Origin of the sequence: Spirosoma panaciterrae DSM 21099 (genome assembly GCF_000374025.1) — a bacterium.
Lineage (GTDB): Bacteria > Bacteroidota > Bacteroidia > Cytophagales > Spirosomataceae > Spirosoma > Spirosoma panaciterrae.
This window is the reverse complement of the sequence record NZ_KB893188.1, coordinates 27,996-51,029: the sequence shown is the minus strand read 5'-3', so window position 1 is coordinate 51,029 and position 23,034 is coordinate 27,996. Positions and strand designations below refer to the sequence as shown.

The following is a 23,034-nucleotide window of genomic DNA, read 5'->3' as shown; positions in this document are numbered from 1 at the left end:
TATATGGAAAACTTGCTGGATAGAATTACACTCAACCCGGATGTACTACATGGTAAGCCATCCATTCGAAACATGCGTTTTGGCGTAACCCATCTGCTGGAATTATTAGCTTCTGGTATGACCCATCAGGAGATACTTGGCGATTATCCTTATCTCGAAGAAGCAGATATCTTAGCTTGCCTTTTGTATGCTGCGAAAATTACAAATACAAAAAATATAACGCCCCTGGCTGCTTAAGGCAGAATGTTACGATTTATTGTTGATACTCAGCTACCTCCTGTTTTAGCATCATATTTATGCAGAAGAGGCCTCGATGCTGTCCATACGACGCATTTTACGAATGGCCATTTACTCGCTGATAAAACAATTCGGGAAATAGCTGTCCATGAAAACCGGATCATTATCACGAAAGACAGTGATTTTCCGGATTTCTATTACAAATTTGGTAGTCCTCCCTCCTTATTTTATTTGACGCTTGGCAACATACGCAATAACGACCTAATCGACTGGCTTGATCGGCAATTGCCAACAATAATCAAGTTGTTCGAGGAGGGAGCAACAATGATAGTAGCTAATCGTACTCATCTGATTAGCTACTAATTCGCTACGCCAGATAACTCCCGATACTCACTACATCGGCAAATACGCCTGAAGCGGTTACCTCGGCACCAGCGCCTGGTCCTTTTACTACCAATGGGCGATCTTTATAGCGTTCGGTGGTGAACGAAACGATGTTATCGGCACCGGTTAACTGATAAAATGGGTGCTCCTGACCAACTGGACGAAGACTAATGGTTGCTTTGTTGTTTTCGAAACTGGCGACAAAACGGAGCTTTTCACCATGGGCTTCGGCTTCGGAAAGCAGATTTTCGAAATAGGCGTTATTTCGTTCGAGCTCTTCAAAAAAGGCGGGAACCGTTGGCGCCAACTGGCAGGCTTCGGGTAGTAGGGGCGTGATGGTAATGTCTTCCGGTTCGAGTGGAAAACCAGCTTCGCGGGCCAGAATCAGAATCTTTCGGGCTACATCCAGACCACTCAGATCGTCGCGGGGATCGGGTTCGGTATAGCCTTTCTCTTTGGCTTCACGGACCACATCAGCGAAAGAAGTTCCGGGACGGAAGGTGTTGAAAATGAACGATAACGTTCCTGATAAAATAGCTTCGATTTTCAGAAAACGGTCACCGGCGGTCATCAGCCCTTGTACGGTGTTGATAATGGGTAAACCGGCTCCCACGTTGGTTTCGTACAGGAATTTAACCCCCCGATTCAGGGCTGTACGCTGTAACCGCCGATACTCGCTGTAGGGGCCTGAGTTCGCTACTTTGTTTGGGGTTACAACGGAGATATTGCTGTCCAGCAGCGATTCGTAAAACTGCACAATGTCTTTATCCGACGTACAGTCGATGAATACCGAGTTGGGCAGGTTGTAATCTTTAATCCGATCAACGAAGGCAGGTAAGGAAGTCGTTACACCTTCGGTTAAGAGCCGTTCGTGCCAATCGTCGAGCGAAATACCTTTGGGGTCGAGCAGCATTTTTCGGCTGTTCGTCATGCCCACGACACACACTTTCAGCAGTTTTTCAGTCCGCAGAAATTCCGATTGGTGATTGATCTGTTTCAGAAGCGTTTTGCCAATCAATCCAGTACCGACCAGATACAGATTGAGTACGCGGGCTTCGGACTGGAAGAAGATATTATGCAGGGAGTTGAGCGCCTTCGAGAGGTTGTTTTTGTTGATGACCACCGAGATGTTGATCTCCGATGAGCCCTGCGCAACAGCCACAATATTGACCCCGTTTTTGCCCAGTACCGAAAATAGCTTTCCGGCAATACCAGAGCTTTTTTTCATGCCTTCGCCCACGGTGGCAATGACCGACAAATCACGCTCGATGGCGATGCTGTCGATATGCCCATGTTCGATTTCGGTAGCAAATTCGGCTTCCAGAATCGCCTTTACGTTGTCGGCTCCGCGTGGGTCGATGGCAAAACAGATGGAGTGCTCCGACGACGCCTGCGAAATCAGGATGACGCTAATCCGATGGGCGGCCAATACACCGAACAACTTAGCCGATACCCCCGCTACACCGATCATACCTGAACCCTGTACGTTGACCAGCGCAATATCGTCGATGCTCGAAATACCCGTAATGGTGTACTGCCGCCGTTCGGCTGTCCGGCTCACAATGGTGCCATTATGGGTAGCATTGAACGTATTGAGTACTCGGATGGGTATATTTCGGGCGAAGGCCGGTTGCAGACTGGGTGGATAAATAACTTTCGCTCCGAAATGACTCAGTTCCATCGCTTCGGCATACGTAATGGTCGGAATGTTGAACGCATTCGGCACCTTTCGGGGATCGGCCGTCATCATTCCATCCACATCCGTCCAGATGTCGATCACTTCGGCATTCAGCGCGGCCCCAATAATTGAGGCTGTATAGTCCGAGCCACCTCGGCCCAGCGTAGTGGTTTCGTTCTTCTCAGTAGAGCCGATGAAGCCCGTAATTAGTTGCAGGTCAGTGGTTTTTGAGAAATACTCCTGAATCAACTGATTGGTGAGGGTATAGTTGACTTCGGCATGACCAAACTGCGCGTCGGTCTTGATGAGTTTGCGGGCGTCGCAATACTGAGCCGGTATCCCACGACTTTTTACACATTCGGTAATGACGGTTGTGGATAACCGTTCGCCAAAACTGGTAATCAGGTCGTGGGTACGGGGCGATAGCTCCCGAATGAGCGAAACACCCCGCAGCAAATCTTCCAGTTCGTTAATAATGCCCCGAACATGGGCAAACACCTTACTCTGTTCTTTAATGGGAATCAGGGCTTTTACCACGTTGAAGTGCCGGTCTTCAATCCGTCGAACCAGTTCCATATAGTCGGTTTCGCCGGTAGTGGCCATGCGTCCAATCTCAATAAGTTGATTGGTAACGCCCCCCATTGCCGAGAAAACAACAGCAATCTGGTCGCCGTTCTGGCGGTGATTGTCAATGATTTGGAGAACCAGTTTGATACTTTCTACGGAACCGACGGAGGTGCCACCGAATTTAAGAACCTGCATTTGTAATGGCGAATGAGTGAATGAGCGAATGAGTGAATTGTTTATAAACACTCAACGCGATTTATTCAGGAAGCTATTGATGAGGTAGTTTTAAAGGCGCAAAGATAATGCCTAACGCAAATTATACAGGATTTCTCAATAAGAAAGGCGCACCAACCGGTACGCCTTCTGCCACGTCTGGTTGTTGCCAGTCAATCAACAGCCAGAAATGAATTGGCAATCATCTACAAAAAGCAACGGAGGTGGATAAAATGGAGACTGGATTGCCTTCTATAATGTGCCGTCTTGATAAAATTGAACCACTTTTTGGCGTAACAGACGTTCATATCGTACCTGAATCAAATTTAGATTAACTCGGTCCAGATTGCTTTTAGCTACGTTATACTCAACCGCATTCAGCAGGCCAGCCCGATAGCGAGATTCGGCGGCTTTATAGGCCTGGGTTATCACTAAAATCTGTTGTTCCAATGCCTGGTAGCGTTCGTTGGTATTTTGCCACTGGTTCACGGCTTGATCGATAGCCTGCCTTAAATTCCGGCGAACGCTTTCGGCGTTCGATTCGGCCAATTGCTGCTGCAAGCCTGCCGTGGTAGTGCGGTAGCGTACCTGAAATCCATTCAGAATCGGTATTCGTATGCTTACGCCTAGGCTCTTGTACTGGTTATTGCCAATCTGCTGAAAATAAGAAATTCGATCTGCACTCGATAATGGGGCCAGTACTTTAACTGGGTACGATTGACCAGCCACATCGACAAAACCAGCCGTTGTTTGCTCAACCGGGTCGGAGCCATATACGCTCTGACGGGCTGCACTGGAGTAGGATGTGCCCCAGCCTGCTGTTAAGACTATACTCGGATACGCCATTCCTCTGGCCAGTTGCAGACTGACCTGAGCGGCTTTTGTCCGTAACTCGGCCGCTTGTACTTCGGGCATAAACGTTCGGGCCTGCGTATAAATCTGATACCCATTTAATCCGCTAACAGTTGATGTTTCGGTACTTGTATCGACGAATCGAATCAGATGAAGCGGTGTACCCGATGGCAGATTTAGTAGCTGCAATAACGACAGTATGGCCGTATTGAGGTTCATCCGAGCCTGTACGCGCTGGGTTTGATCGTTGGCCAACTGGCTTTTAACGTCGTACAGATTATAAGGAGCCGTTGTACCGGCTTTGACCAGCTTTTCGGTATGTTCGACCTGTGCCTGGGCAACGGCTACCTGTACATCGCTGGCAGAAACTAAATCCTGTGCTGACAACACCTGTAAGTAGGCTAGCAATACATTAAGTACGACCATATTCCGGGCTGCAACTGCATCGAATCGAGCTGCCTGCGCCGTAAGGCTTTGTTGGGCCAGCGTATTTTTTAGTTGAAATCCATTAAAAACAGTCCAGTTCAGGGCAAGGCCGAGATTATTGGTGATGATCGAAGCATTGGTGATTCCATTGGTATACGGGTCAACGTTTCGCCCAAAATTTATACCCTGATTGCTATTAGCCTGTAGGATAGGGAGCTGACTTTTGCGGCTCTGTTCAACGGCGTTGTCGGCAAGTTGCTGCTGCAAAACGGCCTGCCGAACCGAGGGTTGATTGTCCAGTGCCCTTGCGATACACTGATCAAGTGTCAGGGTCATGGACGTTGCCAAGGAAGTATTCCCCAATTGCGCCCATGCTGTTCCGGTAGCCCACAGCATGATTATTATAAGCAGGCTCTTTTTCATACGGTTAAGGCGGTTTGAGGTTCTGCGGCATTCAGGGTTGATAACGGCTGGTCGCCATTGGCACTGATCTGGAGCAGATCGAGTGATGGAATCGATAATCCTGCTGCGGTTAGGGGCATTTGGGATGCCCAGAGTTTGTAGTAGGCATTGCCCCTGGTCAGCAATTCGGTATGCGAACCTTCTTCAGTCAGTTTACCCTGCTCGACCACCATGATTTTATCGGCGTGCATGACCGTACTCAATCGGTGAGCAATCAGAATTACGGTTTTGTGCTGTTGGCGCAGGAGCCGAATGGTTTGCTGTACGCATTGCTCCGAGATCGAATCCAGCGAGGAGGTAGCTTCGTCCAGAATCAAAATATCAGGGTTTTGATACAGGGCCCGTGCAATGGCAATCCGCTGTTTTTGCCCGCCCGATAAACTAGCCCCATTTTCGCCCAGATAGGTATGGAAGCCATTGGGTAGTTTCTCAATAAATTCGGTAATGCCCAGTTGCTGACAGATGCTGACAATGCGCTGCATATCGGGCTGGTACTCGCCAACGGCAATGTTGTCGATCACATTACCGGCAAACAGGTCGATTTTCTGCGGTACTACGCTTACCCGACGGCGTAGGCTTTCGTTGCTGATATGCTTAATGTCGTAGTCGCCAATACGAATCGTACCCTGTTGAAGGGGATACAGGTTCTGAAGCAGTGAGAGAAGTGTTGATTTGCCCGAACCGCTTTCGCCCACAACAGCCGTAATTTTTCCTTTCGGAATAGTTAGGCTAAGCTGATCGAATACCTGCGTGCGGGTGCCGTAGCGGAACGAAACGTCCTGAAAACGAATATCGCTAATCATATCGGGGCGAAGCTCAATTTTGTTCTCGGTAGCTTCGCGTTCCAGATCCATAATCTCAAACAGCCGATCAGCGGCAATCAGCGCGTCCTGAACGGTTCGGTTGGCACCGATAAGCTGGCTGGCGGGACCCGTGAAATAGCCAATCAGCGAATAAAAGGAGAGCAACTCGCCCGGTGTAATCTGATTGTCGATCACAAAGCCAGTACCGACCCAAAGCAGAATAATCGTGAACAGACGCGACACTATTTCGGTGGCATTGCCCGACCAAACGGAGTTGCGCGCCGACGTAAAAATGGTTTTGAGCAGTTTTACAAACCGCGTTTCGGTTTTGATGTTGGCAAAAGCTTCCAAACCGAACCGCTTAATGGTACCCATCGCATTGAGCGACTCGACCAACTGCGATTCGAGTTCGGCGGCATCTTCCATCAGGGTACGCTGGTATTTTTTGTTCAGCCTGTTTACGACGAAATAGATAGCCGCATAGAACGGAATCACGGCCAGCATAATCAACGCCAGCTTCCAATCGTAGGTAAACATCATACCGAACGAAAACAGCACAATGAATACATTGACAACCAAGCTGGTAGCGGCATCGTTGATAAAGGCCCGAATCTTAACCGCATCGTTGATCCGTGAAATGATTTCGCCCACCCGCATGGTATCGAAAAACTGCTGGGGCAATGTCATCAGGTGTTTGTAATAACCCAGAATCAGTCGGGCATCAATCTGCTGGCCCGTTTTCAGGGCAAACATGCTTTTCAGGCTACCAATAAAAAGCTGAAGTGCCAGAATCAGAATCATTGTGATACTCAACAGATTGAGCAGGTTTCGATTGCCCTCTACAATCACATTGTCCACAATTTTCTGGACATAAATGGATGTCGATAAACCCAGTACGGTGTAAATCAAGGCGCCAAACAACGCCTGAATCATGACACTACGGTGCGGCCGAATCAATTGCCAGAACCGCTGCATGGCCGATACTTTCTCGTTGCCGGTTTCAAATTGTTCACCGGGGAGCAGTAAAATCAACACGCCCGTCCAGATTTTCGTAAACTCTTCGTGGCTGTATTTTATGAATTTGCCGGGGCCGGGGTCCATCACCACAACCTGTTTGTCGGTCACGTCGTAGATAACGACAAAATGATGGAGCACTTCTTTTACGATGACGTGCGCAATGGCTGGTTTCGGAATTTTCGACAGGCTTTCGAATGTACCCCGCACGCCTTTGGCCTGAAACCCCAATCGAGTAGCCGCTTCGATCATGCCCAGTACATTGGTACCTTTCTGATCGGTCGATGCCATTTGCCGGATGCGGGCAATGGGCATCATCAGCTTATAGTGGGCCGAAATAGAGGCCAGGCAGGCGGCTCCGCAATCGGTTATATCGTGTTGTTTGATAATCGTATTTTTTGCCATGATTTTCTGAAAGCTATTGATGGCCAGGTGGGGCTTAGTTTTGGGCCAGGGCGTTGGTTTGTGGATTCAGCCAATCGTCGGCTTTGTCGTAGAGTAGGTCGAACAGGCTACGGCGGGTCACTACGAAACGTGCCCGGAGAGTCATGCCTTTTTTGAGGTAGCCTTTATAGCCCTCCTTGAGAGCCAGAAAGTTTTGGTCGAGCTTACATTTTACCTTAAAGACTGGCTGTTTGGCCGATGCTCCATTATCCATCACCACAATATCGTTGGAGACTTCAACCACTTTGCCCTGCGCTAATCCCCATTGATTGTAGTCGAAAGCATCGACTTGCATTCGGGCCACCATGCCAGGCCGTAGCAACCCAATATCCTTTGGCGATACATAACACTCAACCAGCAGATTAGAATCGGGCGAAACCACGCCTAGTACCTCGCCCGGTTGCACATAACTACCCGGATACCGACCCGCCAGTTGGCTAACCGTACCCGCGACCGGGGCTTTTATGGTATGTAAATCGCGTTCGTGCAGGAGTTGACGCTCTTGCGCGCGGAGTTCATCAAGAGCCAGTTGGTGCTGGGTAAGTGTTGCCTGCCAATCGCTCACTTGCCGTTCTATCTGCGATGCATACTGAGCCACTACAGTCTTATACGCATACTCTTTATCTTCAAACTCCTGCTGAGCTAGTACTTTGTCCTGATAAAGTTGCCGCGTAACGTCCAGTTCACGTTTGCGTTTTTGCTGCGTCTGGGCGTTTTCGGTTAGCAGAAACCGAAACTGTTCGTATTGCTGCCGAATCAACGGAGATTGTAAGCCCGTTAAGCTCAGTAAACTGCTCCGGTCAGCCCGAACGAGCCGCTGGAGGTCGTAGATATTAAGGAGCTTCTCAGTTTGTTGGGAGCGGTTGAGCCGGAGTTTGGTTTCGAGCACGTCGGTCTGAAGCCGAATCATGGGTTGCCCCTGGCGAACGGGTTGATTATCGTGTACCAGCACCTCGGCCACCGTACCAGCCACCAGTGGACGAAGTTCGTTCCGTTCGGCTACCGGGCGAATAATGCCACTGCTTTGCACCGACACTTCGGTATGGATAAACGGGAGCGAAACCAGGGCCATTACAACAGCCAGAGCAACCGAGCAGTAGATGAGTTGGCCCCGAACCGTAACCTGGGGCAGGTAGGCCTCCGTTGTGTACTCGATTATGGCAGGCGGATGTACGGTATGTTGCGGCATCGTTTTGTTGACGTTTGGGATAAGGCTTCCGCTTTCGTGCGGTTATTTAGTATTCCAAAGGTCGGGCGATGCCACGCGGGACTCAATAACAGGAGGTTGTAGTTTATAACGGGGGCGAATAAGTTATGCCCTCAAAAATGCCATTTAATGCCGAACGATACGTTGATGGGGCGGGTAAGCCGAGTTGAGGTCGTAGACGAAATCTCGAATTCTGTATCATTCAGCGCAGCATCTGCTTTCTTATTGAAGAGTTTTCCCGTTTCCCGAAATCGTAAAAAAGGCGTTTTATTCAGCAGAAGATATTGATTTGACTCGATAAAATATTCGCGTCTTTTTTTGAGAAAAGCCAGACCAAGACCACTTACCAATACGGGTGATTTATCAGCATAAAATACGTTAATGGCCCCCGAAAGGCGTTTGTTTTGTACGGTATACCCATCTGGCCGATCAAGCTTTGTGAACAGGTACCCTTCTTTTAAATAACCAACCCCGGCTAAGCCATACAGAAATAGTGGGTGGTATTTGTCTGATTGTGCCTAAGCACACTGTAATTTAAGCCTTTGAGTCTTTTTTGTCATTCAGACGACGGAAGCCTCTTCGGGTAAGTATAAGTTTTTCGCTTACCCGAAGAGGCTTCCGTCGTCTGAATGACAGGAAATTTAGATTGCATTTAATAAACACATAATGCAGGTTTAATATACCTTATCATGTTTATCCGGCCCCAAAAGCAGCGTCGCTTTCAGAGGCCGGATAGATGTAGATTCAGGGTTCTTCCATAGTTTTTACATTATCGCTGGGATGGCGATCAATGAGCAGATTCAGTGGATCGATACCGGCACGCTCCGGCTTTTGACTCACGCGCCCCGTAATCGTTTGACTAGGCTGGCTAATGCGATGTCGCTGGTAGTACAGCAGTTTACTCCGTTTGGTATCTTTTGACTGAGGAGCATATACCCCGATCCATATCCATTCGTTGATCGGCAGACTGGTTTCGTTTCCCAGGCTATCGGCATGTACTTTTTGGGCCGACACCCGGAGCGTTACCTCATACGCTTTTCCGGTAGGTTTTACCGTTACCCGATCCGTCTTCAGTTCATATAGCGTGATTTTATTGACCCAGTCATCCAGCAATCCCTGTAGCGTGTCGGGTGTTATGGCTCGTAATTCGGCGGTCAGATCGGCGGCCGTTGGGTAGATCCCCGTTTTAGCCACCTGCTCGACATTCCAGCGGGCGCGGTAACTGCGTAACGCCTGATTGAGCCGATTCTCGCCCAATTGATCCTGCAAGGCATATAACACCAGCGCCCCTTTATTGTAGTGGATATACGACTGGTGTTCGCACTGCGAGAGGGGCTGTTCTTTTTTAGTCTCGGTCTGGCGACCTCTCAGGTAATAATCCAGTTCGTAGCTCAGAAACTCCTTCATCTGTTCGGGAGCGTAGTGATGTTTCATCACCATGAGGGCACTATATTCGGCGAGCGATTCGGACAGAAAACCACTTCCCCGCACATTGGCTTCCACTACCTGATGTCCCCACCACTGATGAGCCGTTTCGTGGGCCGTCACAAAAAAGGGCATATCTACATCGTTTTGGTCATCAATGTCGGCCACAAACCCCATATCCTCGCCAAAGGGAATGGTATTGGCAAACGACTGAGCATAGGCCCGATAGCGAGGAAATTCCATGATTCGTAGCTGCCGATGCTGAAACGGACCAAAATTCGTCTGGTAATAGTCCAGAGCGGCCTTCATACCACGCATCATCCGATCCAGATTATGGGTATGCCCCGGATGGTAGTATAGTTCCAGACTAACCGGATTGCCTCCTTTGCTACGGTATAACTCTTTTCGGACGGCATATCGGGCCGATACGATGGAGTAGAAATTGGCAATCGGACTGTCCATCCTGTACGAAAAGTATCGCCGGGGCATACCATCGGGGCCTTTGGCGGTCCACTCTTTTTGCAGGTAACCCGGTGCAATGGCCAGTTGATCGGGCGATGTACTAACGGTCATGGCAAACCGAATCAGGTCGGCATCTTTCCCTAAAACATTCTGTCGTCGGGCAATGGGGTCGTTCTGCGCCCGCATCCGTTCTTTAGGGGCCAGGCCGTTTTCTTTTCGCTTGTCGTCGTCCTGTAGCTCATACTGCTCACTGTAGCCAATACCCGGAAAATACTGATTCGTAAAGAAGGTACCATTCTGCACGATTTCGGTGTTTTCGCCATTGTTTTTAAACCCTTTGGTCCGATACAGCAAGTTGAAATCGAGCCGGAGGCTATCGCCCGGCAGGAGCGGTTTATCGAGGGCAAAGATTCGGTATGAAAAATCGGCCGCATAGCGGTCATCGAGCCGATTGGGCACCGATAGCCGAAGCTGTTTTACCTGCATTTCGTCGGCTGGTAAGAGTTGCAGGTGGAGTTGCTGAATGGGCTGATTTGTTTTATTCTGGAGTATGTACCAGCCTTTTGCCGTAAAATCGCGGGTTTGCGGATACAGATCGACAGCTACCGAAACATTTGTAATGCGGGGTTGCGGCAGGTTAACAAATCGTTGCAGCGCTTTTTCGTAACGAGCCCGTTCGGCTTCGTCCTCTTTATGATTCTGGTACTTGTGAAGTACGTTCGTGTTGAAATAGACATACGAACCCGTACAGATAAACACCAGAAAAGCCGCCATCACAAAGGTCAGCATAGCGCGCGTTAGCTGATAACGCCCAATACGCAGCCGAACCTTCATCAGGGCTTCTGAACCCCGAACCGACAGCACCACCGCTGCCGCAAACAGAATGGCCCCGAAAGCCAGCCAGTAAAGCGATGTCCAGGAATAGGGAGTGACATAGTGACCGAAGCCGTTCATGTCAGAATACGTGCCGAGCGAACCCCCTCCGAAAATGAGCAGGTTGTGTTCAATGCCGAGGTAAGACAGCATACCCAGCGAAACGAAGAACAGAATCAACAGGGCATGACCCGCAAACTTATTGTTGACGACCACATGGATAAAAAAGCCCAGCAACATAAATGTCAGCAACGACAATAATGCGTTTCCGTATAGACTGGTAGCATATACCCGCCACTCAATCAGGTTAGCTTCGCCTTTTAGGGCCTGCATACAAGCCCCCAGCAGTATACTTAGTGCAATGACAAGGGCGAAGGCCAGACCCAGGCCGAGGTATTTGCTCACTAGCCGAATCCAGTTGGGTACGGGTAAGGCATCGCTAATCTGACTGATTCGAACGTCGCGCTCTTTCCAGGTCAGATCGCCCACATAAAGCACCATCAGAATGAACAGAAACAGCCCCGTAAAAATCGTCATCTTGTTCAGCATGACATAGGTTGTGGGTAACGTGTGGGTGCCATACCATTCGCCCGTATTATTGACGGCTGAGAATACAAACATGCCTAATCCGCCAATACACAAGGCCAGAAAAGGTAGGTCTTTCATGACCACTTTGGTATAAAAAACCGTCAGTCGCCACAGGTTGAGCAACCAGCTCCCCAGCCCATATTGCCGCGTTACCTGCTTTAACGGAGCGCGAAGCATCCCTACATCGGTTTTGGTAACCAATGGCTTCTCTTTTCCGACTGACTGCTTTGTCACCGACTGATATGAGAACCGCCAATACGTAATAACCAGACACAAAGCCGCTATGCCTAGCCACAATACCCGATTCCAGAGCAGTATATCGCTCAGTGGAATTAACGAATTATTTTTCTGGCTAATCGACCAGTATTGGGTTGTGTACCCTACAGCTCTCATACCAAAGGGGTCTAACAGGGCGGCAATTTCGCGTCGATCTATTTCCGACAGCAGCGTACCCGATACCAGATACAAAATCAGAAACCCCATTCCCTGCACAAACACAACCAGCATTCGGCGGCTCAGGGCTCCGACCATAAAAAATATACTCCCGGCAATGAGAGCATTCGGCAGCAAAATCGTCCAGTAGGGTTGCCAGTAAGCGGCTATCCGAATGGGCAATAGCCGATCCGGGTTTCGCCAGGGAGCCAGATCGCCCAGCAGCAGGCCGAGCGGTATGGCCGTAAGCGTAAGAAGCAAAAGGAGCATGGCGCCCGCATATCGGCCGGTCAGAAACTCCCAACGACGAATGGGTTTGGTGAAAAACAAGGCATCGGTTCGATGCTCAAAATCACGCACTACCGCTACACCCATAATCGCTGAGCTAACCAGTATGCCCATCATCATAAACAGAACCAGGCTAAGGGTGGTCAGAACAGTAGTACCATTGTCTTTCACGGCCCCTCCCGACAGCCCCTTAATGAGGTCGGTAGCCACGATAGCAAAGCTAAGGCCGAGAAGTAAGGCAAAAAAAAGGTACGTAGCCGGACGATTTCGCCGATAGCGAAACTCAAAACGCAGGATCGATAACCAGTTCATAAGGAGGGTCGATTTTTCAGGAGATAGGTAGATACTAGGTGGCCGACGACGAAACGGTTGGCTGGGTCTGATACCGCCTAGCTGCATCGGTTATCTGTGTAAAATAAACCTCTTCCAGACCAGCCTCGACGGGTACAAAACCAGGCGCTGGTTGCGCTAACGAATAGGCATATACGACGGGTTCGCCAGCAATCATGCGTTCGTTGATAATGATGAGCGTCCGGTATAGTTCATCGACTTCCGATAGGCTGGCCTGTTTTTTCCAGATATGACCTTTGAGGTGGTTGATAGCCTCCAGTGGATGCCCTGAGAGCAGCACCTGCCCTTTATTGATGATGGCCATCTGGCGGCAAAGCTCTTCAACATCCTCAACAATATGCGTCGATAAAATCACAATTGCTTCCTGCCCGACTCCAGCCAGCAGATTCAGAAAACGGTTTCGTTCGGCGGGGTCCAGGCCAGCCGTTGGTTCATCAACAATAATGAGTTTGGGGTTACCCAGCAGGGCCTGCGCAATGCCAAACCGCTGCCGCATACCCCCTGAGTAGCCACTCAGGTTTTTCTTTCGCATATCCCAAAGATTGACCCGTTGCAATAGGGTTTCGACGGTTTCTTTCCGCTCCGACCGATTATGAATGCCTTTGAGCATGGCCAGATGATCGAGCAGTGTAATGGCATCGATACGGGGATAGACGCCAAAATCCTGCGGCAGATAGCCCAACACCTTTCTCAGTTCGTCGGGCTGGCGAACCGCATCAATATCTTGCCCGTTAATATCTTGCAGCACAACGCGCCCTTCATCGGGCAGTTGTAGCGTGGCAATTGTCCGCATCAAACTCGACTTACCCGCTCCATTTGGGCCAAGCAATCCAAAAAGACCGGGTTCTATCGTGAGCGATACATGATTAAGCGCCCGAACACCATTGCTGTAGGTTTTGGCAAGGTTTTCAATCAATAGTTTCATACATATCAGCAGAAAGAAGGTGGTGTATGGCAGATTTTCTGTAGCTGCCATGCTGTCAAAAGTATACATATCCACCCTTCGGCATCAACTTATTTCGACCAATGCCTACATTCTTTCGACCAATGGGCCCATAGAAACCGACCAACTATTGGCCAGATGGTTGATTAGCAGAGTTATTTTTATAAAGATGTCTATAAGTAAGGTTCTTCGGCACAATTATCATTAGGCCAGCTTTTGTAGGAGCATCCTACACGAGCACAATAAAACGCATATGCCGCATAAGCCAAAGAGTTATAGATTTCTTTCAGGATCGATTCTTCAAGTAACCTCTGATTCCTAAACCTAGTGATGTTGCCCCAACTAATAAATAAGGAAACGTAGTTTCAGTAGAAATATAGATGTATATGCAAAATATGCCTGCAACACCTGCAATTATATATATTACCAAAAGAATTTGTTTTGATGTCATTTTTATGGAATTCAGTTGACCTGACAGATAAAAATAAATCTGGCAGGTCAATAATTTTAAATTAATTAACGTGGCATTTGACTTCGTTCATCATCTCACTCTTTAGCTGCATAGCCTAAAATGCATCCAATAACTATGCAAATTACTAAAGGCTTTGTTGCATGGCTCTCGAAAGGTCGGTTTTTGAGTTCAATCACTATAAAAAATGACTTGATAAAAGCTGATAAAGTAACTGTATTCTATTATTTAGATGCTTGGTAGGCTTTTTGCAGGCCTCTTTGTTGGGAACCAAACTATCGTTTGAGAGCAATGCAACAAAGCCATAATCATAGCTAAATCTTCGCTAAACCTACAATAATTTATACCATACTACAGAACCATTAATTAATATGTGGAGAGCTATAGAACTTGCTATGCTATTCCTCAGCCTAATGGCTCCTAAGATAAAACCCATACAAATTTGTGGTAAAACATAGATAGGATATATAAATAAAATACTTAACTGTATAGGGTAGAAATTTAAAATATGCGTAAAGCCAAATAAAACAGAGCTAACAATTAGGCTGTTTTTTTTATGATGAGACAAGTAGTAAATTATAGTTGATTGATAATGTAATACGCATAAAGAAAAAATTATAGCTGTAACTACTCTAATAAAATAATTAATTAATGTACCATACCCAAATACCAGCTCGGTAAAAAGTAGAAATGAAAAGATGGATGATACTAACAAATTAATCCGTGTCGGTCTCAATAATAGTCTAAAAGAAAGTTCTTCAACTATGGGTCCTTTAATGGTCATAAGGAATGCTCCCAGGTATAACCCTTTTCTTTTTAAATACTCGTCTGTATTATAATGTGATTTAAGGATTGATGGATAGTGCAATACTTTCACCACAAAAATATCTGTAGTGTACATTAAAATTCCACAACCTAGAAACACTAGGAAATATATAAAGAAAGCATATACTAGCTCCTTTGTTTTGATGTATAAGCCTGATTTATTATTAGGAGTTATATACTCCAGAATAAAATGCGTTGCCAAAGTTGAAAATTTAACTATTTTGAATCCTTAGGAAATGTTTTTCGATTAGATAAGCAAACATACCTCCCAATGCTGAAGCTATAATATCATACCAATCAAACATGCCGCCAAAAGAGCCAGAAGGGGTGGATTGAGTAAATATTTCATGAGCTATTATACCCAGAAATGCCGCCATCATAGATGACGATGTCTTCTGTTTAGCTTTTTTAAAATGAATAAGAATAAATGAGAATCCCAATACAGCCAAAAAATTAGGTAAACTTCCAAGAATGATATCTAAGTATGAATTTATTCCTCTCAAACTTGGTCTTATCCAAAGCTGAATTAGTGCTGTCAAAACAGCACATGAAATCCCTATCAACAATCTAGTAATCTTCATTAACTTATATGCCTTACAAAAGTCAAATAGTACGGGCTTTTATATTAATGGCCCGTACTATTTGTAGAATCTTCACTAAATTACATATATAAATAATAGTCGTCAGTCTGAAGCTTTGATAAGTTATCGCCAAGCCATGTTAAAGCTTTAACTGTCCAATCAGATATTTTACCACCACCGTCTACTTCAATCATTTCATCAATTGACAAGGCTGTTACATCCCCAAATTCAATGTGTTTCATTTTAGTGTTTTTTTATATTTTTAAAGATTAACGACTTCTTTCACCATCTGCATAGCGTACAATTCCATCCAGAACTTCACCCGCAACATATACAATAAGGCCTGCAACGAACCAGTGTATTCCTCCATTAATCGAGGTGAGTTCCTGAAGGTCAAGATCTTCTTGAGCATCCATCTGTTGATTTTCCATGATTAGAGCTAATTAGTCGATTCTATTAATAAAACCTTATCGTGATCTTTCTCCAGAAGCATACCTAAGGACTCCATCCAGGACTTCTCCAGCAATATACCCAGCAATACCTTCCAATAACCAAGCCCAGCCTCCGCTCACAGCTCCTATTTCTTCGAAATTGAGTTCTTTTATTTCAGGATATTCATTATTTAGCAAATTATTCATTATTAATTTTGTTTAGGTTAAATTTATACCTATCCCCTCCTCTGCTTAAACCCGGGATGCATCGGTTGTGATAGGGCACTCTTAATATATTCTATAACTTGTATTTACTAATCGAGCTAATGTAGCAATTTTCTAACTAATGTCTTTGCTGGGCTGCTGCCCACATCTGATAAGAGCCTGTTTAGTTATCTTCCGAAAATTTGCCGTAACTAGATTGGTGTATACAGTTATAGTTCTTGGTTGATAAACTTGCTAATTTGTAGCAAGCTATACTAATTAATTACCTGATCCATAGGCAAATCTTTTCCCTGGCCTAAGGATGGGTTGGTTACAGGTTGCTCAATTGGTTGTATTTTAATAGGCAATATACGCTTCGTTTTTACTGCTGAATCAACATCGACGACAATAGTTGCTTCGGGTTGGTCATCAGCACTATACGTAGTAGTGCTATACGTTGGTTTTATGGTGTCATTTTCTTTGCAGGCAACCGCCAGAATCATCAATCCGGCTGCGGCCATGAACGCTATTTTTTTCATGATCTTGTTTGTGATTCGTTTACTGGATGATGCAAATTTCTGGCGAACAAGCTTCTGTTTCAATAACTTCGGGTTGTACTTTATTCGCTCAGATTATAAGTTATTCTGTTATTATTAGCATGTAGGAAAAGAAGAACTCCCCATTTTTGAGTAACGGGGAGTTACTCATTTTTATCACACACATTCGTATGCATATAACTGATACGTTTCCGCAAACACGGTATTTATCTAGAAGGCCGTGCCTGCGCTGTTTAATCTGTATGAATTCTAGTACATTTATCCTACGTTTCTTGTATAGGTCTTACTAATTGCAATGTATTAATTCAGTACAAAATTTCAATAGGGAGTTCGGGTAGTTTAGGGTCTGGATTTGGAATACATCCACCATCGTTGCCACCGATGCCACCATTTAATTCACGTAGCTCGTTTTGATCGAGCATACATACATCTACATTTTCGATTGTTTGATTCTGACTATTCATAATTTGTTTCATAAAATTTAAACTGTTAATAAACTGAATTGTAAAAAATACTAAATTAAAAGGCTGGATAGTTGCAGTATTCTTATTTTTTAATTCACGTCGGCTTTCTGGAAAATAACTCGTATGTTAGGACCTAATTGAGCGGCTTACAGTCTAACTTATTTTCGTAATCGACATTGCAAAGATGATGGGTAGTGTGTTGTGTTTCAAAAACCTTAGGTTGTACTTTATTCGCTTTGGTTATAAAAACAATACGGCATTAGGCCACTTCTTCATAAGAACCCATAGGATCATTAGTCGGTAGGTTCATCTGGCTAAATAGATCGCTTGCCGATACAATCCAGTTGTCATCGAAAGAGCCAGTTTCGTCGCCCAGGTTGTCACTCGCTTCGTTAATCCATACCTCAAAAGAATACTCCGAATGAAGGTGCTTTTTCATAGCTATAGTTAATTTAGATATCCATTCTTTGATTTCGCTTGGCTGATTTGTTGAGTCAAAATTGAGCGTTATTTTCGCCTGTTTCAATAACGAGTAGTTGTAGTGTAATTCGTTTGATTATATTGTATTCGGATTAGTTATAGAGAGTGTAGTGGATATGAAAACGAGTAATATGAGTAAGGCTTTTGTAGGCTATTTTGATTTTATGCGTTGGACGTCAATTGTTGAGCCTGTACCGAGTCGTAGTATTTAGCCAAGCAGTAGTAGAGTACTAGCTCATAAGCCCGCTGCTTGGATGGAAATAGCCGATTTACGATCATGTGAATCAGACTGTCGATAATGGTGTGCAATTGGTAGGAACTGACGTTGGACTGCATTAATTGTTGGAGTAGGCCTTCCTGCCGATACTCCCAATCGCTAAGTCCCGGTATGGATAAAAAATTGGCACTCAGGCCCTGATGAATAAGGGGACGATAGGCGCGGTATTTTTCGGCTAGTTGATGGCGTAGGATGGGGGTGCCGCCAAATTCCTGGAAAAAACGCTCTTTTAGCGATTCCAGGATACGATGGCAGGTCTCTATTGGAAAACCTGCCCCGGTCAATAGTCGATCAATTTTGCGTATGGCAAAGGCCAGGCGAACATTTTCATCGAAGGTGTCGCCCATATAGGCCAGAAAAAGTAGCGTCGATAAGCTATCGTAGTAAAACAACCGTTCGCATAGCGGCATTTGCTCCAGGCTATAGCGCTCCAGTTCGCGCTGGTAGGTATCGACCTGCACCCGATGCACAACGCCCGATTCTACTGCCTTATGAAGGGCTTTTTCCATGGCCCGAACTACCTGATGATAGAATTCCAGGTGGGCATTTCCTCTGAACCGTAAGCGCAGATGAGGGTCGGTATCTTTATAGCGTACAAAAAAGAACTCCTGAATAATCTGAGTTTTTAGCAATTGGGCTACGGTTGGGTAAATGGTATCGATCAGGAGTTGGTCCGACGTTTTTTCGCCCGTATATACTTTCAGGTAAAACCATTCGCTACCCACCGAGAACTTACGCTGTAGTCTGGGTATTACCGCTTGATTTAATCCGGCAAAAGGCTGTACGCGTTTGTTTCGAAATGGAATGAGTAGTTCATGCGTATAACGGTCCCGTTTATCCTGCAAAGGGCATTGCTCGGGAATCGATAAGCATTCGATCAGCCGAATATACCCTGGCATATCGGCAGTAGCTCTTCGTTCATTTTGTGGATTAGCCTTCTGGTGGGCAGTTATCTGTCGGCGAATTTCCTGCATAAGCAGTGCCAGTGAGGCAGGGGTATGCATCGAAATAAAGAGTTCATTATCGCCCTGTACCAGCATAAACTGATTAGGTAAGCCAGCCGCTGTTAGCTCGGTTACCAGTCGTAATGGATTATCGGGCGTGAGTTCGCGGCAGGGGATTTGCCAGGTTGCCCGGCTCAGTATAATGGAACGATAACGCACGCGCGGTAGGTAGGTCTGGGTGCGTAGCAGACCCCAGTTCCAGCCAATCGACAAATGAGCATCCTGGGTCTGTAGGTCGCATAGAAAACGATAGATCGGTAGCCCCTGTGTAAAATTATGGGCATTAGTCAGCCGGGGAATTACCCGCCGGTCGAGTCGTTTTGATCGTAGAATGAGCGTATCATTTCGCACCGATACCATCAGGTCGGTCAGGGGGATCTGATGGTCAGTATCTACCGATGCGTGACCCATATACGGTATTTCGTATTGATGGAGCGTTGGCCGATGTAGAATATTACCAACCCGATTTTCGGGCAGGTGTACAATTTCGGCCATAATTACATCGGGATGATAAGCTTCCTCGGCCCGTATGCTCCGTTGCATACGTTGGGCCAGTTCGGCATGACCATTGCCAAACCGGGCCATCAGATTTATAGCCGATGGCCCTTTGCAAGCCAGCAGATTAAAGCGGAAGTTGCCTTCATCCAATTCTTTGGGCGAGTTGGCTACTAAAGTACCAAACACATAAAAGCTATCGGGTAGAGGTGCCTGAGACGTTTGATGGCGACCAATGTAGGCCAGATCGTCGTCGGTAAGGACAATTTCATCGTTTGTACCTGCAGTGCGTGTCGTTCGCAGTGCGCGGGTATATTTGTCCATGACCAGGGTTTGCCACCAATCCCAACTTGTATGAGCAGGAGCCAGATCGGTCGAAAGGGTTAGGTCGTCTATTAACGGTGCATAGCCAACCCCGAATGCTGCTCCTGACCCATAGCCTACGCCAAACTCAGCGTCGATGGCTAGTGCCAACGGAATTTCTTCGTCTTCATAGCGATTATAAAACCGGCGTTTAAACTCGTCCAGGTCCGGACAAATGGCTGACCGATTCAATACCAGTAATTTTTCCAGATCGCGTTGTAGTTGGTGTAACACCCGGCGGCCAAGCCTGGGTGCCGGATGCTCGAAGAAGGTGTCTACCTGTACTAGATCGGCAACGGGTAGATGGATGTCACGTTCAGTGAACCAGGCCCGAACGCTTGTATGCGCCTGTAATCTATTGGGTTGTTGAATAAATGCCTGTAGCTGACGTAAGGATTCTACAATAACGGAAGTACCAGTCAGTGTGGCGATACGGTTTATCAATCGATCCAGATAATCAGGGCCAGTTACGGTAGGCCCGATCTCGAACGATAGTAATTGTCCTTCAATTAATTGTTCAATAAACTCAACGGCCTCGGTTTCTTCAATTTGAAAGCGTGTTAAAACGTATGCCAATTCCTGAATGGTAGCCCCTGAATGGGCAGCTTCCAGAATGGCCGACAGATGTCGGTCGGCATCGGTCATGCTAATGAAATATTGCCGTTGGCCTGTTCCTGGCTTTGCCGTTTCGACTTGCTGCTCTACATACCGCAGCGATGTACCTACCGGATAAAGCGATGAGTTAGGGAATAAAAGCAGCTGATCCCGGAGAACGGGGTGGAGTGTAATCCAGCGGCAAAGGGCCAGCATACACTCGGTATCAAGGCGAAGGTGTGTCTGAATGGTGTTCGCTGTTCCGGCTCTCCATTGCGTATGCTCATCGAAATACCCTATTGTACAACCGGAAAAAAGGCCATACGGTGTAGGACGACTACACATCCGAATCAGGTATTTATGCAGGGTGATGTAAAGCTTCTCCTGTTCGGGAAGTGTTTCGCCCGCCAGCCAGCGTTGCATTCGTTCATAGAGGAGGGGCGATGCGGTCAGAATGGCCTGCTGGGCTATCGGGTGCCGATAATGCTGGCGCAGCAGTTCGCCGATGGGTTGGGAGAAAAGTTGAGTATAAAACTGAATCAGGTTATTGATTGGAAACGTTGGTTGACGTAGGATAAAGTAATCGTCAGGCTGAATCATCGAACTAGATGGATAAGCCTCAAAGATATTTTGTCGTCAATGTAAAACCAATAGGATAATTAGTACTAACCTATTTTTTAATACAGATTCACTTAAACAACCCGAAAGAGCCTCCTTCAAAGAGGAGACTCTTTCGGGTTGTGCTGATTCCAATACCGTTCCATACAACGTGCGAAACGCTCAAATGAATACGGCTCAGTCAGAAAATCGAGCGGATGCAGGTTCAGATGACTGAACAGATGTTGTGGATAAGGTGAAGTAACCACTACGGCAGGATGTTGCCGCAGTACATCCAGAAACGGTGCTGGTACCGGGTTGTCCAGTTCAGCCAGCCTGACAAAAACCAGCGCACAATCATCGGACTGGATCATAGGCAGCATTTCCTCTGTAAATGGACTAGACTGCCAGATGATAACCCAACCGATGCGCTGAAAGTAATAGGCGAGTTGACGTTTACTCGCCCAGGATGGGTTCAAGAGAAGATAGATTGGCAAAATGAATTAAGCAATTGTAAAAAAATCACATAATCTGCTTGAGTCACCTCCTTTGGGGCCGTTTTTAGTATGCATAGTTGTTAGACAAACAATACGTTGCCTTTTAAAGACTAAGCGAGCTGGTGTGTTGGAAGCAGGAAGATCGGGTAATGTTAGCGTTTTCATGAGTGTAAGCAAATGCTGTGGTTTTAATGATTTAGGAGCCGGAACGGTGTCCTTTGACTATTCAAAAGTAGCAGATTCATATAGGCCGCTTCAACTACTTTCGACATGTGAACATGACTTTTTCGACTAATGGACTAATACCTTCGACTAATGCTTTGTTAGGGTAAAGGTTCTACTTTTATCTTGAGCGTAACTGTATAGGTAGTTGCAGCTATATTCGTAATTAATTCATAGTTGCCTTTGTACAATGCCTCTAATCGCCTTCGGATATTGTCTAAACCAATGCCTCCCGACTTCTTGTCTGGCTCACCAAGCGGTCGTTTAAGAGGAATACTGTTTTCTACCTGAAAGATGAGTTGGTCCTCTAGTAAACTGGTCCTTACCTGTACATAGGCGGGTTCTGTAGTTCCTTTAATACCGTGTTTGAAGGCATTTTCTACAAATGCAATGAGCAACAAAGGGGTAATTTGAAAAATTGAAGAATTGCCACTCTGTTTATAATCAATTACTACATACTGATCTGAAAGGCGATTACGTTCCAAGTCAAGGTAGTTTTGTATATAGGCTAATTCTTTATCAAGAGCAATTTTGGGAGAGTCAGTTTCATAGAGATTGTATCGCATCAATTCCGATAAGCGTAGCACCAAATCGGCGGCCTTTTCATTCGTATCAAAAATGTCGGCATAAATACTATTGAGGGTATTGAATAGAAAATGAGGATTAACTTGTGCTTTTAAAAAACTTAATTCCAATTCAAATTTATCTCGTTCAACTGTTACTATTCTTTTTTGATATGTTATTATGTCACGAAATGCTTTGAATACTAATAGTAACATTGGTAAAAAGAAGCCATAAGATAAATTCCATAAACTAATTCGTAAATTTGTAAAGCAGCCTAGCCAGCCACTTTCTTTAAGCATGGTTGCTATTTTTATAGCATAAGTATTTCTTTGCTGATTTTGAGTGCTTATAGAAGCTAAATAATAGAATAAATTATAGTTTAGCTGATAAACACAAAAAAAGATGAATACTAAAGATAGCAGTAATGTAGCGTAATATCTTTGATAAAATAATCGAGGAAAAATATAGTAACCTATCAAATAATATAATACTATAGTTTGCAAAAGATCTACAAATGAAGCCGTATTGATAACTTTTGTATTATCTTCGAATATCCTTGGAGCAGTGCTTCTTATTAATAAAAAATAAACTGCTATCCACATTAAAATATGCCAAAACCCACGGATTGTTTGGCGGTTGCTTTCATAAAAACCTAAGATAAAGTCTTGTGTGGATTGATTGATGTGTGATTGAATCTTCATGTATTTAACGGAGAGTCATATTTGTAGTTAATGATGGATTAATAAAACTTATGACTGGAC

General features: G+C 45.8%; 19 protein-coding genes. 2 read left to right on the top strand and 17 right to left on the bottom strand.

Going from position 1 to position 23,034, the window contains the following annotated elements; translation table 11 throughout:
• Nucleotides 1–3: 3 nt before the first annotated feature.
• Both B153_RS0118075 and B153_RS0118070 read left to right on the top strand, forming a co-directional pair.
• Nucleotides 4–237 carry a DUF433 domain-containing protein gene (locus B153_RS0118075; RefSeq protein WP_026262245.1) on the top strand — a complete coding sequence of 78 codons (234 nt, stop codon included), beginning with the start codon at nt 4–6 and terminating at the stop codon, nt 235–237.
• A gap of 6 nt (nt 238–243) precedes the next feature.
• The gene (locus B153_RS0118070; RefSeq protein ID WP_020598149.1) at nt 244–600 is read left to right on the top strand and encodes a DUF5615 family PIN-like protein; all 357 of its coding nucleotides are present in this window, start codon (nt 244–246) and stop codon (nt 598–600) included.
• Between the two features lie 4 nt (nt 601–604).
• On the opposite strand, the gene thrA is transcribed toward B153_RS0118070, so the two are convergent.
• The 17 genes from thrA to B153_RS36745 all read right to left on the bottom strand — a co-directional run bounded on the left by thrA (nt 605) and on the right by B153_RS36745 (nt 22,974).
• Entirely contained in the window at nt 605–3,061 is a 2,457-nt protein-coding gene (thrA, locus tag B153_RS0118065) for a bifunctional aspartate kinase/homoserine dehydrogenase I (protein WP_020598148.1), read from the bottom strand.
• 270 nt (nt 3,062–3,331) lie between these two features.
• Complete coding sequence (locus B153_RS0118060) at nt 3,332–4,780, bottom strand: TolC family protein (protein ID WP_020598147.1); 1,449 nt, start codon at nt 4,778–4,780, stop codon at nt 3,332–3,334.
• A complete protein-coding gene (locus tag B153_RS35415) occupies nt 4,777–7,041 on the bottom strand; it encodes a peptidase domain-containing ABC transporter (protein ID WP_020598146.1) in 2,265 nt (754 codons plus the stop codon). The genes B153_RS0118060 and B153_RS35415 overlap by 4 nt, the downstream gene beginning before the upstream one ends.
• Before the next feature lie 34 nt (nt 7,042–7,075).
• Nucleotides 7,076–8,269, bottom strand: coding sequence for an HlyD family secretion protein (locus tag B153_RS0118050; RefSeq protein WP_020598145.1), 1,194 nt, complete (start codon nt 8,267–8,269; stop codon nt 7,076–7,078).
• 762 nt (nt 8,270–9,031) lie between these two features.
• Nucleotides 9,032–12,667 carry an ABC transporter permease/M1 family aminopeptidase gene (locus tag B153_RS0118040; protein ID WP_020598143.1) on the bottom strand — a complete coding sequence of 1,212 codons (3,636 nt, stop codon included), beginning with the start codon at nt 12,665–12,667 and terminating at the stop codon, nt 9,032–9,034.
• 34 nt (nt 12,668–12,701) lie between these two features.
• Entirely contained in the window at nt 12,702–13,682 is a 981-nt protein-coding gene (locus tag B153_RS35410; RefSeq protein ID WP_342664809.1) for an ABC transporter ATP-binding protein, read from the bottom strand.
• Between the two features lie 767 nt (nt 13,683–14,449).
• A complete protein-coding gene (locus B153_RS38875) occupies nt 14,450–14,902 on the bottom strand; it encodes a CPBP family glutamic-type intramembrane protease (protein ID WP_425423151.1) in 453 nt (150 codons plus the stop codon).
• Nucleotides 14,903–15,155: 253 nt separating this feature from the next.
• On the bottom strand, nt 15,156–15,524 hold the full coding sequence (locus B153_RS37735; protein ID WP_157634741.1) for a hypothetical protein: 369 nt from the start codon (nt 15,522–15,524) through the stop codon (nt 15,156–15,158).
• Between the two features lie 80 nt (nt 15,525–15,604).
• The gene (locus tag B153_RS37730) at nt 15,605–15,766 is read right to left on the bottom strand and encodes a hypothetical protein (protein WP_020598140.1); all 162 of its coding nucleotides are present in this window, start codon (nt 15,764–15,766) and stop codon (nt 15,605–15,607) included.
• 27 nt (nt 15,767–15,793) lie between these two features.
• Nucleotides 15,794–15,955, bottom strand: coding sequence for a hypothetical protein (locus B153_RS37725; RefSeq protein WP_157634740.1), 162 nt, complete (start codon nt 15,953–15,955; stop codon nt 15,794–15,796).
• 36 nt (nt 15,956–15,991) lie between these two features.
• The gene (locus tag B153_RS37720; RefSeq protein WP_020598138.1) at nt 15,992–16,162 is read right to left on the bottom strand and encodes a hypothetical protein; all 171 of its coding nucleotides are present in this window, start codon (nt 16,160–16,162) and stop codon (nt 15,992–15,994) included.
• Nucleotides 16,163–16,434: 272 nt separating this feature from the next.
• Complete coding sequence (locus B153_RS0118010) at nt 16,435–16,698, bottom strand: hypothetical protein (protein WP_020598137.1); 264 nt, start codon at nt 16,696–16,698, stop codon at nt 16,435–16,437.
• Between the two features lie 323 nt (nt 16,699–17,021).
• Complete coding sequence (locus tag B153_RS37715; protein ID WP_020598136.1) at nt 17,022–17,192, bottom strand: hypothetical protein; 171 nt, start codon at nt 17,190–17,192, stop codon at nt 17,022–17,024.
• 247 nt (nt 17,193–17,439) lie between these two features.
• Entirely contained in the window at nt 17,440–17,619 is a 180-nt protein-coding gene (locus B153_RS0118000) for a hypothetical protein (protein WP_157634739.1), read from the bottom strand.
• Nucleotides 17,620–17,822: 203 nt separating this feature from the next.
• Nucleotides 17,823–20,993 (bottom strand): lantibiotic dehydratase, encoded by a 3,171-nt coding sequence (locus tag B153_RS0117995; protein WP_020598134.1) that lies wholly within the window; start codon nt 20,991–20,993, stop codon nt 17,823–17,825.
• Nucleotides 20,994–21,109: 116 nt separating this feature from the next.
• Nucleotides 21,110–21,469 (bottom strand): response regulator, encoded by a 360-nt coding sequence (locus B153_RS37710; RefSeq protein WP_157634738.1) that lies wholly within the window; start codon nt 21,467–21,469, stop codon nt 21,110–21,112.
• A 341-nt stretch (nt 21,470–21,810) separates the two neighbouring features.
• Nucleotides 21,811–22,974 carry a sensor histidine kinase gene (locus B153_RS36745; RefSeq protein ID WP_020598132.1) on the bottom strand — a complete coding sequence of 388 codons (1,164 nt, stop codon included), beginning with the start codon at nt 22,972–22,974 and terminating at the stop codon, nt 21,811–21,813.
• Nucleotides 22,975–23,034 lie beyond the last annotated feature (60 nt).

What these genes read in the sequence shown, in the direction of transcription:
- B153_RS0118070 (WP_020598149.1), top strand. Translation starts at nt 244, where the DNA reads ATGTTACGATTTATTGTTGATACTCAGCTACCTCCTGTTTTAGCATCA.
- thrA (WP_020598148.1), bottom strand. Translation starts at nt 3,061, where the DNA reads ATGCAGGTTCTTAAATTCGGTGGCACCTCCGTCGGTTCCGTAGAAAGT.
- B153_RS35410 (WP_342664809.1), bottom strand. Translation starts at nt 13,682, where the DNA reads ATGGCAGCTACAGAAAATCTGCCATACACCACCTTCTTTCTGCTGATA.
- B153_RS38875 (WP_425423151.1), bottom strand. Translation starts at nt 14,902, where the DNA reads ATGACCATTAAAGGACCCATAGTTGAAGAACTTTCTTTTAGACTATTA.
- B153_RS36745 (WP_020598132.1), bottom strand. Translation starts at nt 22,974, where the DNA reads ATGAAGATTCAATCACACATCAATCAATCCACACAAGACTTTATCTTA.
- B153_RS0118075 (WP_026262245.1), top strand. Translation starts at nt 4, where the DNA reads ATGGAAAACTTGCTGGATAGAATTACACTCAACCCGGATGTACTACAT.
- B153_RS37735 (WP_157634741.1), bottom strand. Translation starts at nt 15,524, where the DNA reads ATGAAGATTACTAGATTGTTGATAGGGATTTCATGTGCTGTTTTGACA.
- B153_RS0118050 (WP_020598145.1), bottom strand. Translation starts at nt 8,269, where the DNA reads ATGCCGCAACATACCGTACATCCGCCTGCCATAATCGAGTACACAACG.
- B153_RS37725 (WP_157634740.1), bottom strand. Translation starts at nt 15,955, where the DNA reads ATGGAAAATCAACAGATGGATGCTCAAGAAGATCTTGACCTTCAGGAA.
- B153_RS0118000 (WP_157634739.1), bottom strand. Translation starts at nt 17,619, where the DNA reads ATGAAAAAGCACCTTCATTCGGAGTATTCTTTTGAGGTATGGATTAAC.
- B153_RS0117995 (WP_020598134.1), bottom strand. Translation starts at nt 20,993, where the DNA reads ATGATTCAGCCTGACGATTACTTTATCCTACGTCAACCAACGTTTCCA.
- B153_RS0118060 (WP_020598147.1), bottom strand. Translation starts at nt 4,780, where the DNA reads ATGAAAAAGAGCCTGCTTATAATAATCATGCTGTGGGCTACCGGAACA.
- B153_RS0118040 (WP_020598143.1), bottom strand. Translation starts at nt 12,667, where the DNA reads ATGAACTGGTTATCGATCCTGCGTTTTGAGTTTCGCTATCGGCGAAAT.
- B153_RS37720 (WP_020598138.1), bottom strand. Translation starts at nt 16,162, where the DNA reads ATGAATAATTTGCTAAATAATGAATATCCTGAAATAAAAGAACTCAAT.
- B153_RS35415 (WP_020598146.1), bottom strand. Translation starts at nt 7,041, where the DNA reads ATGGCAAAAAATACGATTATCAAACAACACGATATAACCGATTGCGGA.
- B153_RS37715 (WP_020598136.1), bottom strand. Translation starts at nt 17,192, where the DNA reads ATGAAACAAATTATGAATAGTCAGAATCAAACAATCGAAAATGTAGAT.
- B153_RS0118010 (WP_020598137.1), bottom strand. Translation starts at nt 16,698, where the DNA reads ATGAAAAAAATAGCGTTCATGGCCGCAGCCGGATTGATGATTCTGGCG.
- B153_RS37730 (WP_020598140.1), bottom strand. Translation starts at nt 15,766, where the DNA reads ATGAAACACATTGAATTTGGGGATGTAACAGCCTTGTCAATTGATGAA.